The sequence below is a fragment of the Nitratireductor indicus C115 genome (genome assembly GCF_000300515.1).
Lineage (GTDB): Bacteria > Pseudomonadota > Alphaproteobacteria > Rhizobiales > Rhizobiaceae > Nitratireductor > Nitratireductor indicus.
The window spans coordinates 455,615-468,435 of the sequence record NZ_AMSI01000001.1 but is presented as its reverse complement, the minus strand read 5'-3'; the positions used below and the strand labels follow the sequence as shown (position 1 = coordinate 468,435).

Below are 12,821 nucleotides of genomic sequence, written 5' to 3'. Positions count from 1 at the left end.
GTGGAATCTCCTTGCTTATTGGTTTTGGCCCGGCCGGTCGGCATGTCAGACCAGCAGGCTCAAGGGGTTTTCGATGCCGTTCCTGAAAGCTGCGAGCAGCTGCGCGCCAAGCGCACCGTCCACCGCGCGATGATCGGCTGAGAGTGTCACGCGCATGATCGTCGCCGGGACGATTGCGCCATTTTTGACAACCGGCTTCTGAACGGCTTCGCCTATGGCGAGGATCGTTCCGTGAGGCGGATTGATGATCGCGCTGAATTCGCTGATGCCATACATGCCCAGATTGGAAACCGCCGTGGTTCCACCCTGATATTCTTCCGGACGCAGTTCCTTGTTGCGTGCGCGGCGGGCCAATTCCCTGATCTCGTTCGAGATCACGGAAATGGCCTTCTGCTCCGCACGCCGCACCACAGGCGTTATCAGGCCGCCATCCAGCGCCACGGCAACGGCAATGTCGGCGTGCTCGTGGATCAGCATTTCGCTTTCGGTCCAGGATGCATTGGCATTCGGAACCGCCGCCAGAGCCGAAGCCAGTGCCTTGACCACCATGTCGTTCACGGAAATCCTGTAGGCTGGCTCCGAGGTTTCGGCTGCGGATTTGATCGGAGCAGCCGCATTGAGCCTTCCGCGCAGTTCCAGAAGCGTGTCGATCTCGCAATTCACAGTCAGATAGAAATGAGGGATCGTCGTCTTTGCGAGAGTAAGGCGCCGCGCGATCGTTTTGCGCATGGAATCGTGCGGCACACGCCTGAAGCTGCCCTCCTCGAAGACCTTCAACACCATGTCGTCGTCCGCCGGCGAGGAGACAGGCCCTGTGTCCTCCCGATCCGCAGCATGGCTGCCACCAGCAGGGCGCGCATCTGCATGTTTGTCCGGCGTCAAAGCCGCCTCGACATCGGCGCGCAAGATACGGCCACGCGGACCTGTTCCGGAAAGACCCGCAGGATCAAGCCCCGCTTCCCGGGCCAGACGGCGTGCAAGGGGCGACATGAAAATGCGGGGAGCATTTGCGCTTTCCATTGCCGCCTGCTCTGCAGTAGCGGCATTGTCCCTTCCGGGACTGGCCGTAACGGCAGCCGGTTGTCTTGCCGGGCTGGTAGAATGCGGCTCGGGCGTTTCGGCGGGCCCTGCCTCCATCTCCCCGTCCTCATCGCCCGCCATGACGGCCAGCGGGGTTCCCACGGCAACGCCGTCGGTTCCGGCAGGCACTATCAGCCGCGCGAGAACGCCGCTCTGATGCGCCTCAAATTCCAATGTGGCCTTATCCGTCTCAATCTCCGCGATGATATCGCCGGCCGACACCTCCGCGCCCTCTTGGACAAGCCACTTCGCAAGCTTTCCTTCCTCCATTCCGGGGGAGAGAGAGGGCATGAGAATCTCGATTGCCATCAGTTCACTTTCTCTTGCTGCATGCTCTTATTCACCGCTCACCTGCGCCAAGCACAGCTTTTAAGATCGTTATTCGATTTAAAATGGATCGAATAACGATCAGAATTTATCTCAAGGCAAAATTCGACGCCCCTGAAGCCAACGCATGCAAACCTCGCCGTAATTCTCCGAAAGGGGTCGGCCGCCTCGATCGGCGGCCAGCCATCATTTCCCTGCCCGATCGCTCCCCCGACCGCAGGAAGGATGGGCCAGTCAGCGCCCTTGCGCCCTGGAGTGTGCGGCATGAACCGTCCACGCCGCACACCAAGGCCGCCTAGGCGTCGTGGACGTAAAATGCCGAAGGCGTATCTGCGGCTTCCTTCAAACGGTCGAACACATCCAGCGAGCCGACGAGATCCTTCTTGATATCATCCCATTCCGACCGCTGGGCACCGGCCCGTTCGCGCCATTCGGCCATCTCGTCCTCTGCTGGCGAATAGAATTTGACGCCGGCAGCAGCCATCTCCGCCATCGAGTATTCCCGGGAAGCAGGCACCTGCGACAGGTTCTGCAGGAAGGTGATGTGAGCTCCCCATTCCACAGCTTCCCGCGTGTCGTTATCAAGTGTTTCGAGCCAGGCAAGGTTGCACGAATAGACGCCACCGTCTGGAACACTGCGAACGAAGGTCACGCGCGAAACGATGTCCTTGAACCCGAAGAGGTTCAGCCCCATCACATTGGGATCGAGCGCATCGGCAACGCCCTGACGCAATGCGGAAGGAGTTTCGCCCCAGGCAATGGGGGTGGGGTTTGCACCCAGCAACCTGTAGAGCTGCGCGAGAATGGCCGATCCCGGCACACGGAACTTGAGCCCCTTGAGATCATCCGGGCGACGCACGGGTTCATCGCGCAGACCGCGACGCAGGGAGACCGTTCGGGGATCGACGGGTTGATAGAGAAGCACCTTGAAGCCGTTCTTCTCAACACGCGTATCCACCTCCTGCTTCCAGATGTCGGAGGTTACGAGATTGACGAATTGCTGGTTGTCGCCACACCAATAGGGCAGATTGATAACATCGACCGTCTTGGCGAATGGTGCGAAATTCGCAATCGAGTGCTGCGCTGCCTGAATGGTTCCGTTCTGGACCTTTTCCGCGAGTTCGGCACCGGCACCCAGTGCGCCGTCGGGCACCAGCCTGACATAGACTTTGCCGCGGGTGGCGTTCTGGATGTTCTCCTTGAGCTGCAATTGCATCACAGGGAAACTGCGATCCGTGCCCAGCCTGTAAGCCGTCGCAATCGTCATCTTGTACTGAGCCGCGGATTCGCGCTCGGATTCTTCCGCCCGGGTTTGGGCTTCTGCCTCCGGTATGCCCAGCGCGCCGCTGCCGGCAGCCACAGCAGCCACCGTAAAGCCCGCATTGCGGACCAATCGCATGAAGTCGCGCCGAGACTGCAGAGTGGTCGCGATACCCGTCTCATTGTCGTGTTGTTTCATGTTCTCCTCCATTCGTTGATGTTGAGCCCGCGCAGCGATTGTTTTCCTCCCAAACCGCGCGCACCGGGTGACGCCTCAGGAAAATTCGTTGTGTATGATCAAGAAAACTACAAGAAAAAGAGACGCCATTCCAAACAGGATGAATTCTCCAAAAGAAGACAATAAATAATAACTTGGTATATAATTCTTCAAAAATCCGGCAGATATCACATTGACGAAAAATACCGCGAAAAATAACAAGGATCCGGCGCCAGAATATTTTCTCGCGGCAATAATTTTTTCTTTTGTCATGATTTCAACCCTCCCTCTCTGACGGCGTCCATGCCCGACAATTTTTCGAGAATCAGAAGCATTGCGGTGCAATCCAGCTCCGCGAGCCCCATCGCGGGCGCCAGCCCGAAAAGTTCACGGGCCGATGCGCCAAGAAACAGCGGCACCTTCAACTCTTCGCCGAGGCGCACGCCGAGCGATATGTCCTTGTGGCCAAGCGCCAAAGGGAAATCGGGCGTCAGGTCGCCGGCGAGCACTTTCCTGGGAAAATTCGTATTGATCTGACCTTTGCCCGCCACGGTGTTCTGCAACACCTCGACCGCGAGCTTTTCGTCGATCCCCGCCTTGCCCGTAAGAGCAAGGGTTTCGGCCGTCAGCACCATGGTTACCATCGACATGTAGTTGTTTGCGACCTTCATGCGGATGCCGCATCCCTGCGGTCCCATATGAAGGATCTTGTCGGCAAAGGCTGAGAACACCTCGTGCGCCGCTGCAAAATCATCAGGGGCACCGCCGGCCATCACGAGAAGCCTTCCATCGCGGGCATCCTGCGGGGTTCTGCCCACCGGCGCGTCCAGCATCCTCACACCTCGCTCGGAAAGCCGGGCGGCGATTTCCAGACTGGTCGACGGCGAGATGGTGCTCATCTCGAGAACAAGAACGCCCGGGCCGATGTTCTCCAATACACCGCCTTCGCCAAGCATGGCGGAGCGGACATGCTCATCGCGTGGCAAGATGGTCACGACGCATTCCGCACCCCGGCAGGCATCGCCAATGCTGGTGCAACCGGTTCCATGCGCGGCGACAAGCGCTTCGACCTTGCGATCGTCCAGATCATATCCGCGCACATCGAAACCGTTCGCGGCAAGCCTGGCAGCCATGGGTCCGCCCATGGTTCCAAGGCCTATGAATGCCACCGTCTTCATGCCCATCACTCCTTCCCCTTGTCTCGCGCAGGTCAGCCGAGTTCGTTGAACTGGATGAACTCGGTGATCGCGCCTTCCGGCTCACGCAGATAGAAAACCTTCGTCTTTCCTCCCCGAAGCACGCGCGGCGTGGAAACAGGTTCATATCCGGCAGCGACAGCCTGCTCGAAAACCGCATCGACATCGCGCACCCGCATCGCCATGTGGGTGTAGCCCAGGTCGCATTGTTCGCGCGGCGTCCGGTTTCCCTCCGGCTGGTAGTATTTGAAGAGCTCGACGCAGTGAGACCCACGGCGCAGCATGGCCCAGCGGATTGTTGCTCCCTTGAGGCCAACCACGTCACCAAGGGCGGATTCGGATCGATTGTCCGCCTCGCCCTCGAGTTCAAAGCCGAGGAAATCGACATAGAAGTCCCGCGCGCGTTCGAAATCCGTCACGCAAACCGCTGTGTGATGCACATCGAGAAGCTCATCCTTCAGCATCCTCGCAATCTCCTCCCTTTCTCGCTCAGGCCGCCATCTGCTGCCGGCGGACAAGCTGCTTCAGTGCCTCTTCAACCGCTTCGGCACCGGCAAACGCCGCCTCTTCGAGAACTTTCGAGACAACCGCCGAAGACTCCGTGCCGGAGACATGAATGATCTCGTGGTCGAGCCAGTCGAAGAGGCGCGACTGCGCGTCGCTGACCATGCGGGAACCGATGGACGTGCCGCGTGTCGTACGTTCGACGATCATCAGGGCATTGGTGCGGCGCACGCTCTCCGCAATAGTCTCCCAATCGACACCGAGCGGATCGATGGTTCTCAGGTCGATGACCTCCGCGTCGAAACCTCCCCGTTCAGAAACCGCGCAGCAGGTGGAGACCATCGGCCCGTAGGTGAGGATGGTGCAGCTATTGCCGGGCCGCGCGATCCGCGCCTTTCCGAAGGGAACCACATAGTCCCAGTCGGTGGCGTGGATCATGCCGCGCTCCTGGAAGAGGTCGCTGTATTCGACCACAAGAACCGGATCGTCACAGGCGACCGCTGCATTCATCAGACCGATATAATCATGCGGGGTGGAAGGCGCGACGATGCGCCAGCCCGGATAGAGAGCGAACAGGCCGCTGGCGTCCATCGAGTGCTGCGAGCCATAGCCGGTTCCCTGGGAAACACGGCTGCGCACCACAACCGGAACCGCGAAGTCGCCGCCAAACATATGGCGCACTTTCGAGACCTGATTGAAAAGCTGATCGGCCGCCACCAGGGCGAAATCGGGATACATGATCTCGACAACCGGACGCATCCCGTTCAATGCCGCGCCCAGCGCAAGACCGGTGAAGCCGTTCTCGCTGATCGGGGTGCCGACAAGACGGTCGGGAAATCTCTCCGCAATCCCCCGTGTGGCGCCCGCGGTGCCGCCGCGCAGACGGTGCACGTCTTCTCCCAGAACAAAAAGGGTTTCGAACTTCTCCATGTTGCGCAGCATGGTCTGCGAAATCACATCGATGAATTTCGCCTCGATGCGGTCTTTTTCCTCGATGTCCTCGACTTCGCGATGCTTCTGTCCGGCGAGCTCCTTCAGATCGCCGCGAATACCTTCTTCCACGCGAGAGGGATCAGGCCAGAGCGATGCGCGGATTTTCTGGCGCTGCTCATCGCCATAGTTTTCGACGAGCCTCTCCAGGACATTCCTGACGGCTTCGGCAACCCGTTCCTTCAGGGTTTCGGCGGCGCCAGCCTCAATGATGCCGAGCTTCTCCAGTTGCGCCGGAAAGGCTGTTGCCGGATCGCGCAGACCCCACGCCTCTTCCTCCTCCTTGTCGCGGTATCCGAACGCGCTTCCCTTCAGGGCGCCCGATTGGTGGAGATATCTATAGGTCTTCGCTTCGAGTAGGACGGGACCGCCTTCATCGTCGATGATCTGGCGTGCAAGCTCCATCGCCCGCCGCGCCGCGATGACGTCCATTCCATCGAATTCGATGGATGGGATTCCGAGGCCTTGTCCGCGCGCTGCCAGCCGATATTCGCGGGTCTGCTCGCTGACATGCGTGGAAACCGCATAGAGATTGTTTTCGACGAAGAATACGGTGGGCGTGCGATAGAGCGCGGCAAGATTCATGGCTTCATAGGTGGCGCCGTTCTGCATGGCGCCATCGCCGAAGAACGCAACCGAAATGTCCTTGCGGCCAAGTTGCTTGTCGGCAAACGCATAGCCAACCGCATGCGGAAGGTTGCCGCCCACAATGGCGTTGGAGCCAAGCACACCCGCCTCGGGCAGCCGCAAATGCATCGACCCCCCACGACCGCCGCAATATCCCGTCGAAAGGCCGAGAATCTCGGAATAAGTCTTGAAAAGCACATCGACAAGCTCTTCGGGAAACGGCGTTTCCAGGGGGGAATATCCCTTCGGCGCTGCATGATTGAGCGCCTTTGCAAGAAACTGATGGTGCATGCGGTGCGTGCCGTTGATCTTGTCGGTGGACCCCAACGCAGACATGGCGCCAACCGCTGCGCCTTCCTGCCCGATGCTGGCATGCGCCGGACCATGCAGAATGCCGGCCGTGCTCAAATCCAGAAGCCGTTCCTCGAACTCGCGGATGAGCAATAATTGCTCAAGCATGCGGACCAGTTCAGTTCGCTCGACCTTCCGCATATCGGCGTCGGAGACCTGCAGTTCCCACCAGGGCGTTCCGGTGCTGCGTTTTTTCAGGCTCTTCGATTGCAAAGCGGTTCCATCCTGTTGCTGAATTTTTTCAAACGTCGCTGAAGGGCATTTTTCGAAAGCGTTCATTTGGCCGTGAGCCCCCCATCGAGGAAGATCGTTTGTCCTGTCACGAATCGACTGGCGTCGGAGGCCAGAAAGACCGTGAGCCCTGCGATGTCTTCAAGCTCCCCGTTCCGACCGCAGCAGGTCCTGGCAGCCATCTGGGAAAGCGTCGCGGCATCGCTGTAAAGCGGGGCCGTGAGCTCGGTCGGGAAGAGACCGGGAGCGATGGCGTTGCAACATACTCCGCGTCCGGACCACGCCTCAGCCATGGCACGCGTCAGCTGAACGATCCCCCCTTTTGACGCGCCATAGGGCACGCTCTGCGGAAATGCCCGGACAGACTGGAGCGAGGCCATGTTTATGATCCGTCCCCAGCCGCACGCCGACATGGCCGGAGCGAAATGCTGGGCAAGGAAGAAGGGGACCCCGAGATTGAGACGCAATACGCGATCCCAGTCTTCCTGCGTCACGGCCTCGGCATCCCTTCGAATGTTGATGCCCGCCGCATTGACGATGATGTCGACCTTGCAGCCCTTCGCTTCGACACCTCGCGCGACCTCTTCGACGGCGGCCTCACCCAGAAGATCGACCGGCAAGGTGTGAGCCCGCCCGCCCATGCGCTGGATACGCGCACTCGTTTCCCTGAGGGCATCGGCGCGGCGCGCGACCAGAACGACCTCTGCACCGGCGCCCGCAAGTGCTTCGGCCATTTGCGCGCCCAATCCGGTGTTTCCGCCCGTTACCAGGGCAACACGTCCCGAAAGGGAGAAGAGCCCGGAAAGATATGACGCCGGTTGCGGCTGCATGGAAGAGGCCCCGCTCATTGGAACGCCCAGGTGGAAAGAGAGGGAAAGAATGCGATCGCCAGCACAACCCCGATCATCACAATCACGAACGGAATTGAGCGCGCTGCGATGGAGAAGATCGACCCACCCGTGATGCTCGAGATCACGAACAGGTTGAGGCCCAGCGGCGGCGTGATGAAACCGACGCCCAGCGCCGTGATCATGAAGATGCAGAACTGAATCTCATGCATCCCTACTTCCTGGCCCAGCGGATACATGATGGGGGCAAGGATCACGATATTGGGGGTGGCCTCCATGAAGCAACCGGCCACCAGCAGCACAGCCAGCATCAGCAGGACGATGTAGACCGGGTCGTCGGTGAGAGAGGTGATCATCCCCACAAAGCTCTGGGGCACATGCACCAGCGTCAGGGCCTGCGCGAGCGGCAGGGCAACGGCGATGATCGGCACGATGATGCCATTCACCTTTGCCGAACTCCACAGCATGTCCGGAATATCGGCGAAGGTGAGCGTCTTCTTGTAGAAGCCGATCAGCAAGGTCACCATGACCGCCACCGCAGCGGCTTCCGTGGGCGTGAATATGCCCGAATAGATGCCACCCAAGATGATCAACGGAATGGAGAGGGCATATTTTGCCTCCCAGACCGCTTCCAGCCACCGGCGGAAGGAGAACGACTGACCGCTCTTTTCATATCCGCAGACCCGGTTCACGACCACATTCGTGACCATGATCGCTGTCAGCACCAGAACGCCCGGCACGATGGCGGCAACGAACAGGCTGGCAGCCGACACGCCGAGGATCATGCCGATGATGATGTAGGCGATGGATGGCGGGATGAGAATCCCCGTGCAGGCGCCGGCTGCGACCAGCGCCGATGCATAATTTGGCGGATACCCCTTCTCCACGAGCCGGGAATAGGTCATGCGGCCGACGGCAGCGCAACCGGCGGCATCCGAACCGGAAATGCAGGAAAAGAAGCCGCACCCCAAAACGGTCGACGTCCCCATTCCCGAGCGCAGCGACCCCATCGTTGCCTCAGCAACGTCAAGCAGTTGCTTGGACAGGCCGGATCGCACCAGCGCATCGCCGGTGAGCAGATAAAGCGGTATGGCGATCAGTGCGTAATGATTGACGCCCCCGAACAGGCTCTCGCCCAAAAGGGACAGAGGCAGAACGCCTGTCGACCACAGCATGACGAGCGCGGATATGCCAAGCGCAATCCACACCGGCACCGCAAGCAGGAAAAGCACGGCCAGAAGAGCGAGCGAAAGCAGAACGTCCGACCCGATCGCGATACCGGCGTCATAAGATTGATACAACATCGTTTGCCTCCCCCTCAGTCAAAGAGCTTTTCGCCGGTTTCGGGCACGCGCCGGTGCCAGAAATCGGAAACGTCCTGCGCCAGGGCCTGGAACGCGTGCAGGAGGACGAGCGAGAAACCGAAAGGCACAGCCACGAGGAACCAGGCGCGCGACAGCCGCAAACCCTCGGTGACCGAACCGAATTTCAATGACGTCGCGATCGGTTCCAGAGACCAGTAGACCGCGAAGCAGGCGAAGATGATGATCGCAACATTGCCGACCGCGCTGACCGCCGCCGCAGGCCTGGGCGGCAGCATGTCGAGGACTGCTGAGAAGCGTATGTGGGAGCGGTTGCGGACACCAACGGCCGCCCCGATCCACACCAGATAGACAAAGGCATAACGGGCCGCCTCCTCTCCCCACAGGGACGAGTATCCAAAGGCGAAGCGGCGGATAACCTCGATGACGATAACGAGAACGACATAGGCATACAGCCACAGCATGGCCCAGCGTTCGCCATTGCGTAGAAAGCGCGAGAGATGCTTCATTTCGGGCGCCCCTCCCTGCCGACGCCAAGCGCCAGCGCAATGCGCCCGATAGTGCGACTTTCAGCGTACATAACCGTCCTCCTCGGTGAGACGCTAAATTTTGTATCATTATTTTGATCTAATCGTATCGTTAAATGATACGTTGTCAATCAACTTGTGAGAGAGTTTCTCTATCGGTTGCGGAAGCGGCGGAGGCGCCTCGCATGCATTTCAATTGTTGCGAAAGCAGGGGATCAAGTGCCTTCACCCGGGCTTAAGCGAGACACGCAAGCGAGAACGCTCGCCGCGGAAGCGCACAAGGTATTATTGGCCCGGATCGAAATATCCTCTATATGCAATCAAAAAATGAGCCGATTCAGCATCCGGAGACGTGACCCGCCCATGAAGAAGACCAGCCGCAGCCAGGAAAACAAGGACGCCACTGGTCCGCTTCAAAAATCCCTGGAGGTAATGAGGCTCGTTGTGCGGGATCCTTACTTCTCGCCATCCGTTGCCCAGATCGCGGAGGCACTTTCCCTGCCGCGTCCGACCGCCAACCGAATAATCAGCAATCTGATCAAGCTCGGCATGCTCAAGCGGGAGCCCAAACGCTCTCACCTGATCGAGGGCGACGAGCTTCTGGACATGGCGCTGTCGGTCATCATCAACGCCGCGCATCGCGGCCCCCGGCACGATATCCTGCTTCAGCTTGCGGAGGAAACAAAGGAAACCTGCAATGTCGGCATCATCGCGAATGGCCGGGCGATGTATGTCGACCGTGTCGAAGCGACATGGCCCTTGTCGCTTCGACTGGAGGCGGGAAGCCAGGTTCCCTTGCACTGTTCCGCCATCGGCAAAGTGCTCCTGAGCCAGTTGCAGTCAAAGCAGCAGGACAAATACATCGATACCCTTGCCCTGCAGAAATTCACCGACAACACGATCATCGACCGCGATGAGTTGCGGGCGGAGCTCTCCCGGGTGTCGGCTCTCGGCATAGCCTTCGACAATGAAGAATATCTCGACGGCGTGATCGGAATGGCTGTCCCGATTTCACTCGGCGAGCAAAAGCCGGCGCTGGCATTGGCCATAGCGGCGCCGAGCGCCCGGATGAAAATCTCGGACCTGCGACAGCACCTCCCCTCATTGCTTTCGGCAGCAGAAAGGCTGCAGCTCTGCTATCAATAGTTTCGAGAGCGCCGGGTGTTATCCGGTACAGGTTCTGCCCAGGGTCTCGATCAATCTCTGGCAGGCCATCAGTTCGTCCAGCTCGATGAACTCATTTGCCTTGTGTGCGCGGCCGATGTCACCTGGGCCGCAGATGATGGCATCAATGCCCGCGCCCTGAAACAGCCCCGCCTCGGTTCCAAAGCTCACAGCGGCGCGCGATGGCTTGCCGGTGGCCTGTTCCAGAAGGGCAACCAGCGAGGTGTCTTGGGGAAGGAACAGTGCGGGATAAGCACTCAGCGATGTCCACTCTATATCGATGCCGCTGTCCGCAAGCGCTTCCACCTCGTCGCGAACCGCCTGCAGCAGCTCTTCCGGTCGAACTCCAGATATGGCGCGGGCCTCAATTTCGACCGTGCAGAGTTCGGGGATGATATTAAGCGCCTGTCCCCCTCCCACCCTGCCGATCTGCAAGGAGGAATAAGGGGGTGCAAAGGTCTCCTCGAAAGGGCCCTGCGTCAGGCGTTCCGCTTCTGCGACAGCCCTCGCCATAACCCTGGTCATGACGTGGATTGCATTCACACCGAGATCCGGGCGCGACGAATGACCGGAACGTCCCCTTACCGTCACCCGAGCAGCCGCCTTGCCCTTGTGCGCACGAACCGCCTGCAAGCCGCTGGGCTCGCCAATGATTGCGCCAACGGGCTTTGCACAAAGCTCCGGCAATCTCGATATCATGTGCGGAACGCCGCGGCACCCTGCCTCCTCGTCATAGGAGAAGGCGATATGAATGGGGCGCTCCAATTTCAATGATTGAAGCATGGGGGTGCTTGCCAGGACCGCGGCAAGAAACCCCTTCATGTCCGTTGTACCGCGCCCATAAAGACGACCGGTCTCTTCTCTCAGGCAAAAGGGATCGGATAACCACTCCGCCTCACCGGCGGGAACCACATCCATGTGGCCCGAGAAAATGTAACCGGGCCGATCGGCCGGCCCGATGGTCGCAAAGAGATTAGACCTGTCGCCCTCCGGGCCGGGCAGGACCGAGGCCGTGATGCCGTGACTTTCCAGATAGCGGGAAATCCAGTCGACTATGTCGCCATTGCCTGTTCCGACGACCGACGGAAAGCCGATCAACTGGTCAAGTATCTCAACAGCGTTCATTTAGATTTTCCAACTTCAGGAGACCGTCCGGATTGCGCGCTTTCACACGCCGCTCTTGCCGGCGCGACCTTCAAAATAGTTGGCGCGCACCGCCGCGCCGATCAGGTTCACGATCAAGCGCCCCGCCGTTATGCAGGTAATCTGATTGACGTCGGTCGCAGGCGTGATCTCCACGACATCCATCCCGACAACCCTGCCCTTCTTGACGAGACCGTGGATCAGTTTGCGCGCCTGCAGGAAGGTCATGCCGCCGGCACATGGCGCGGCGACGCCGGGGGCGACCCCAGGCTCGAAGGCATCCAGATCGACCGTGATGTAATAACGACCGCCATCGGGGATCATGTCCAGGACAGGCTCGACACCGTGATCATGCAGATCATAGGCCGATACGAGATGTGCGCCATAGGCTTCCGCTGCGTCGAACTCTTCCTGACGCCCGCTGCCGGTTGCGTGCAGCCCGATCTGAAAAATCTCGCCGACATGATCCATCTCGGATGCCCGGCGGATCGGGCTGGACAGGCCCTGCGTAACGCCGTTGATTTCCTCACGCCAATCAAGGTGCTGATCCAGCTGGATGAGCGTGATCGGCCCCTCCGTGTCGAGTGCCTTTATAACCGGTATGGGAATCGAGTGATCGCCACCCAGTATGATCGGCAGCGCACCCGAAGCCACGATCTTGCGGACAACCTCCTCGGCACGCTGAAGATGATCCCCATGCTCGCGCGGATCGGCATATACATCGCCGCAGTCGACTGCGCGAATGGGTCGATGGTCATACATCGGGCCGCCAAGGTCGAAATCATATCGCTCTATCGAGCGGAGGATTCTGTCGGTCGCCCGGCGCATGGCCAAAGCGCCGCGGCTCTGGTCATTGGCGATTTCGCCGAAGGTGTAGGATGCCCCATAGGGAATTCCCAGATAGGCGATATCGGCAGAGAGCGCATCCAGATCGAGACATGGCTCCGAATACAGGAACGTCCGGTGCTCGGCCTTTGCGGGAATTGTAAGCGGCATAATTTCCTCCTTGAATTGTCCAGGCAGGCTCCTGCGTT

At 59.6% G+C, this 12,821-nt stretch carries 11 protein-coding genes; 1 reads left to right on the top strand and 10 read right to left on the bottom strand.

Going from position 1 to position 12,821, the window contains the following annotated elements; translation table 11 throughout:
- Positions 1 to 45 precede the first annotated feature (45 nt).
- The 8 genes from NA8A_RS02260 to NA8A_RS02220 all read right to left on the bottom strand — a co-directional run bounded on the left by NA8A_RS02260 (position 46) and on the right by NA8A_RS02220 (position 9,462).
- Entirely contained in the window at positions 46 to 1,389 is a 1,344-nt protein-coding gene (locus tag NA8A_RS02260) for a pyruvate dehydrogenase complex dihydrolipoamide acetyltransferase (RefSeq protein WP_009755768.1), read from the bottom strand.
- 313 nt (positions 1,390 to 1,702) lie between these two features.
- Positions 1,703 to 2,866, bottom strand: a complete 1,164-nt coding sequence (locus NA8A_RS02255; protein ID WP_009755767.1) for a TRAP transporter substrate-binding protein — start codon at positions 2,864 to 2,866, stop codon at positions 1,703 to 1,705.
- Positions 2,867 to 3,153: 287 nt separating this feature from the next.
- Positions 3,154 to 4,062: an NAD(P)-dependent oxidoreductase gene (locus NA8A_RS02245; RefSeq protein WP_143087932.1), complete on the bottom strand. Its 909-nt coding sequence runs from the start codon at positions 4,060 to 4,062 to the stop codon at positions 3,154 to 3,156.
- 32 nt (positions 4,063 to 4,094) lie between these two features.
- Complete coding sequence (locus NA8A_RS02240; RefSeq protein ID WP_009755764.1) at positions 4,095 to 4,544, bottom strand: VOC family protein; 450 nt, start codon at positions 4,542 to 4,544, stop codon at positions 4,095 to 4,097.
- Between the two features lie 25 nt (positions 4,545 to 4,569).
- Positions 4,570 to 6,831: an alpha-ketoacid dehydrogenase subunit alpha/beta gene (locus NA8A_RS02235; protein ID WP_009755763.1), complete on the bottom strand. Its 2,262-nt coding sequence runs from the start codon at positions 6,829 to 6,831 to the stop codon at positions 4,570 to 4,572.
- Complete coding sequence (locus tag NA8A_RS02230) at positions 6,828 to 7,613, bottom strand: SDR family NAD(P)-dependent oxidoreductase (RefSeq protein WP_009755762.1); 786 nt, start codon at positions 7,611 to 7,613, stop codon at positions 6,828 to 6,830. The genes NA8A_RS02235 and NA8A_RS02230 overlap by 4 nt, the downstream gene beginning before the upstream one ends.
- Before the next feature lie 14 nt (positions 7,614 to 7,627).
- Positions 7,628 to 8,935 (bottom strand): TRAP transporter large permease, encoded by a 1,308-nt coding sequence (locus NA8A_RS02225; protein ID WP_009755761.1) that lies wholly within the window; start codon positions 8,933 to 8,935, stop codon positions 7,628 to 7,630.
- Between the two features lie 14 nt (positions 8,936 to 8,949).
- The gene (locus NA8A_RS02220; RefSeq protein WP_009755760.1) at positions 8,950 to 9,462 is read right to left on the bottom strand and encodes a TRAP transporter small permease; all 513 of its coding nucleotides are present in this window, start codon (positions 9,460 to 9,462) and stop codon (positions 8,950 to 8,952) included.
- 381 nt (positions 9,463 to 9,843) lie between these two features.
- Here NA8A_RS02220 and NA8A_RS02215 point away from each other — a divergent pair, with 381 nt between their 5' ends.
- On the top strand, positions 9,844 to 10,626 hold the full coding sequence (locus tag NA8A_RS02215) for an IclR family transcriptional regulator (RefSeq protein ID WP_009755759.1): 783 nt from the start codon (positions 9,844 to 9,846) through the stop codon (positions 10,624 to 10,626).
- Positions 10,627 to 10,644: 18 nt separating this feature from the next.
- On the opposite strand, the gene argE is transcribed toward NA8A_RS02215, so the two are convergent.
- Positions 10,645 to 11,769 (bottom strand): acetylornithine deacetylase, encoded by a 1,125-nt coding sequence (gene argE / locus NA8A_RS02210; protein ID WP_009755758.1) that lies wholly within the window; start codon positions 11,767 to 11,769, stop codon positions 10,645 to 10,647.
- Positions 11,770 to 11,811: 42 nt separating this feature from the next.
- A complete protein-coding gene (locus NA8A_RS02205) occupies positions 11,812 to 12,783 on the bottom strand; it encodes an agmatinase (RefSeq protein WP_009755757.1) in 972 nt (323 codons plus the stop codon).
- Positions 12,784 to 12,821 lie beyond the last annotated feature (38 nt).

What these genes read in the sequence shown, in the direction of transcription:
- NA8A_RS02260 (WP_009755768.1), bottom strand. Translation starts at nt 1,389, where the DNA reads ATGGCAATCGAGATTCTCATGCCCTCTCTCTCCCCCGGAATGGAGGAA.
- NA8A_RS02255 (WP_009755767.1), bottom strand. Translation starts at nt 2,866, where the DNA reads ATGAAACAACACGACAATGAGACGGGTATCGCGACCACTCTGCAGTCT.
- NA8A_RS02245 (WP_143087932.1), bottom strand. Translation starts at nt 4,062, where the DNA reads ATGAAGACGGTGGCATTCATAGGCCTTGGAACCATGGGCGGACCCATG.
- NA8A_RS02240 (WP_009755764.1), bottom strand. Translation starts at nt 4,544, where the DNA reads ATGCTGAAGGATGAGCTTCTCGATGTGCATCACACAGCGGTTTGCGTG.
- NA8A_RS02235 (WP_009755763.1), bottom strand. Translation starts at nt 6,831, where the DNA reads ATGAACGCTTTCGAAAAATGCCCTTCAGCGACGTTTGAAAAAATTCAG.
- NA8A_RS02230 (WP_009755762.1), bottom strand. Translation starts at nt 7,613, where the DNA reads ATGCAGCCGCAACCGGCGTCATATCTTTCCGGGCTCTTCTCCCTTTCG.
- NA8A_RS02225 (WP_009755761.1), bottom strand. Translation starts at nt 8,935, where the DNA reads ATGTTGTATCAATCTTATGACGCCGGTATCGCGATCGGGTCGGACGTT.
- NA8A_RS02220 (WP_009755760.1), bottom strand. Translation starts at nt 9,462, where the DNA reads ATGAAGCATCTCTCGCGCTTTCTACGCAATGGCGAACGCTGGGCCATG.
- NA8A_RS02215 (WP_009755759.1), top strand. Translation starts at nt 9,844, where the DNA reads ATGAAGAAGACCAGCCGCAGCCAGGAAAACAAGGACGCCACTGGTCCG.
- argE (WP_009755758.1), bottom strand. Translation starts at nt 11,769, where the DNA reads ATGAACGCTGTTGAGATACTTGACCAGTTGATCGGCTTTCCGTCGGTC.
- NA8A_RS02205 (WP_009755757.1), bottom strand. Translation starts at nt 12,783, where the DNA reads ATGCCGCTTACAATTCCCGCAAAGGCCGAGCACCGGACGTTCCTGTAT.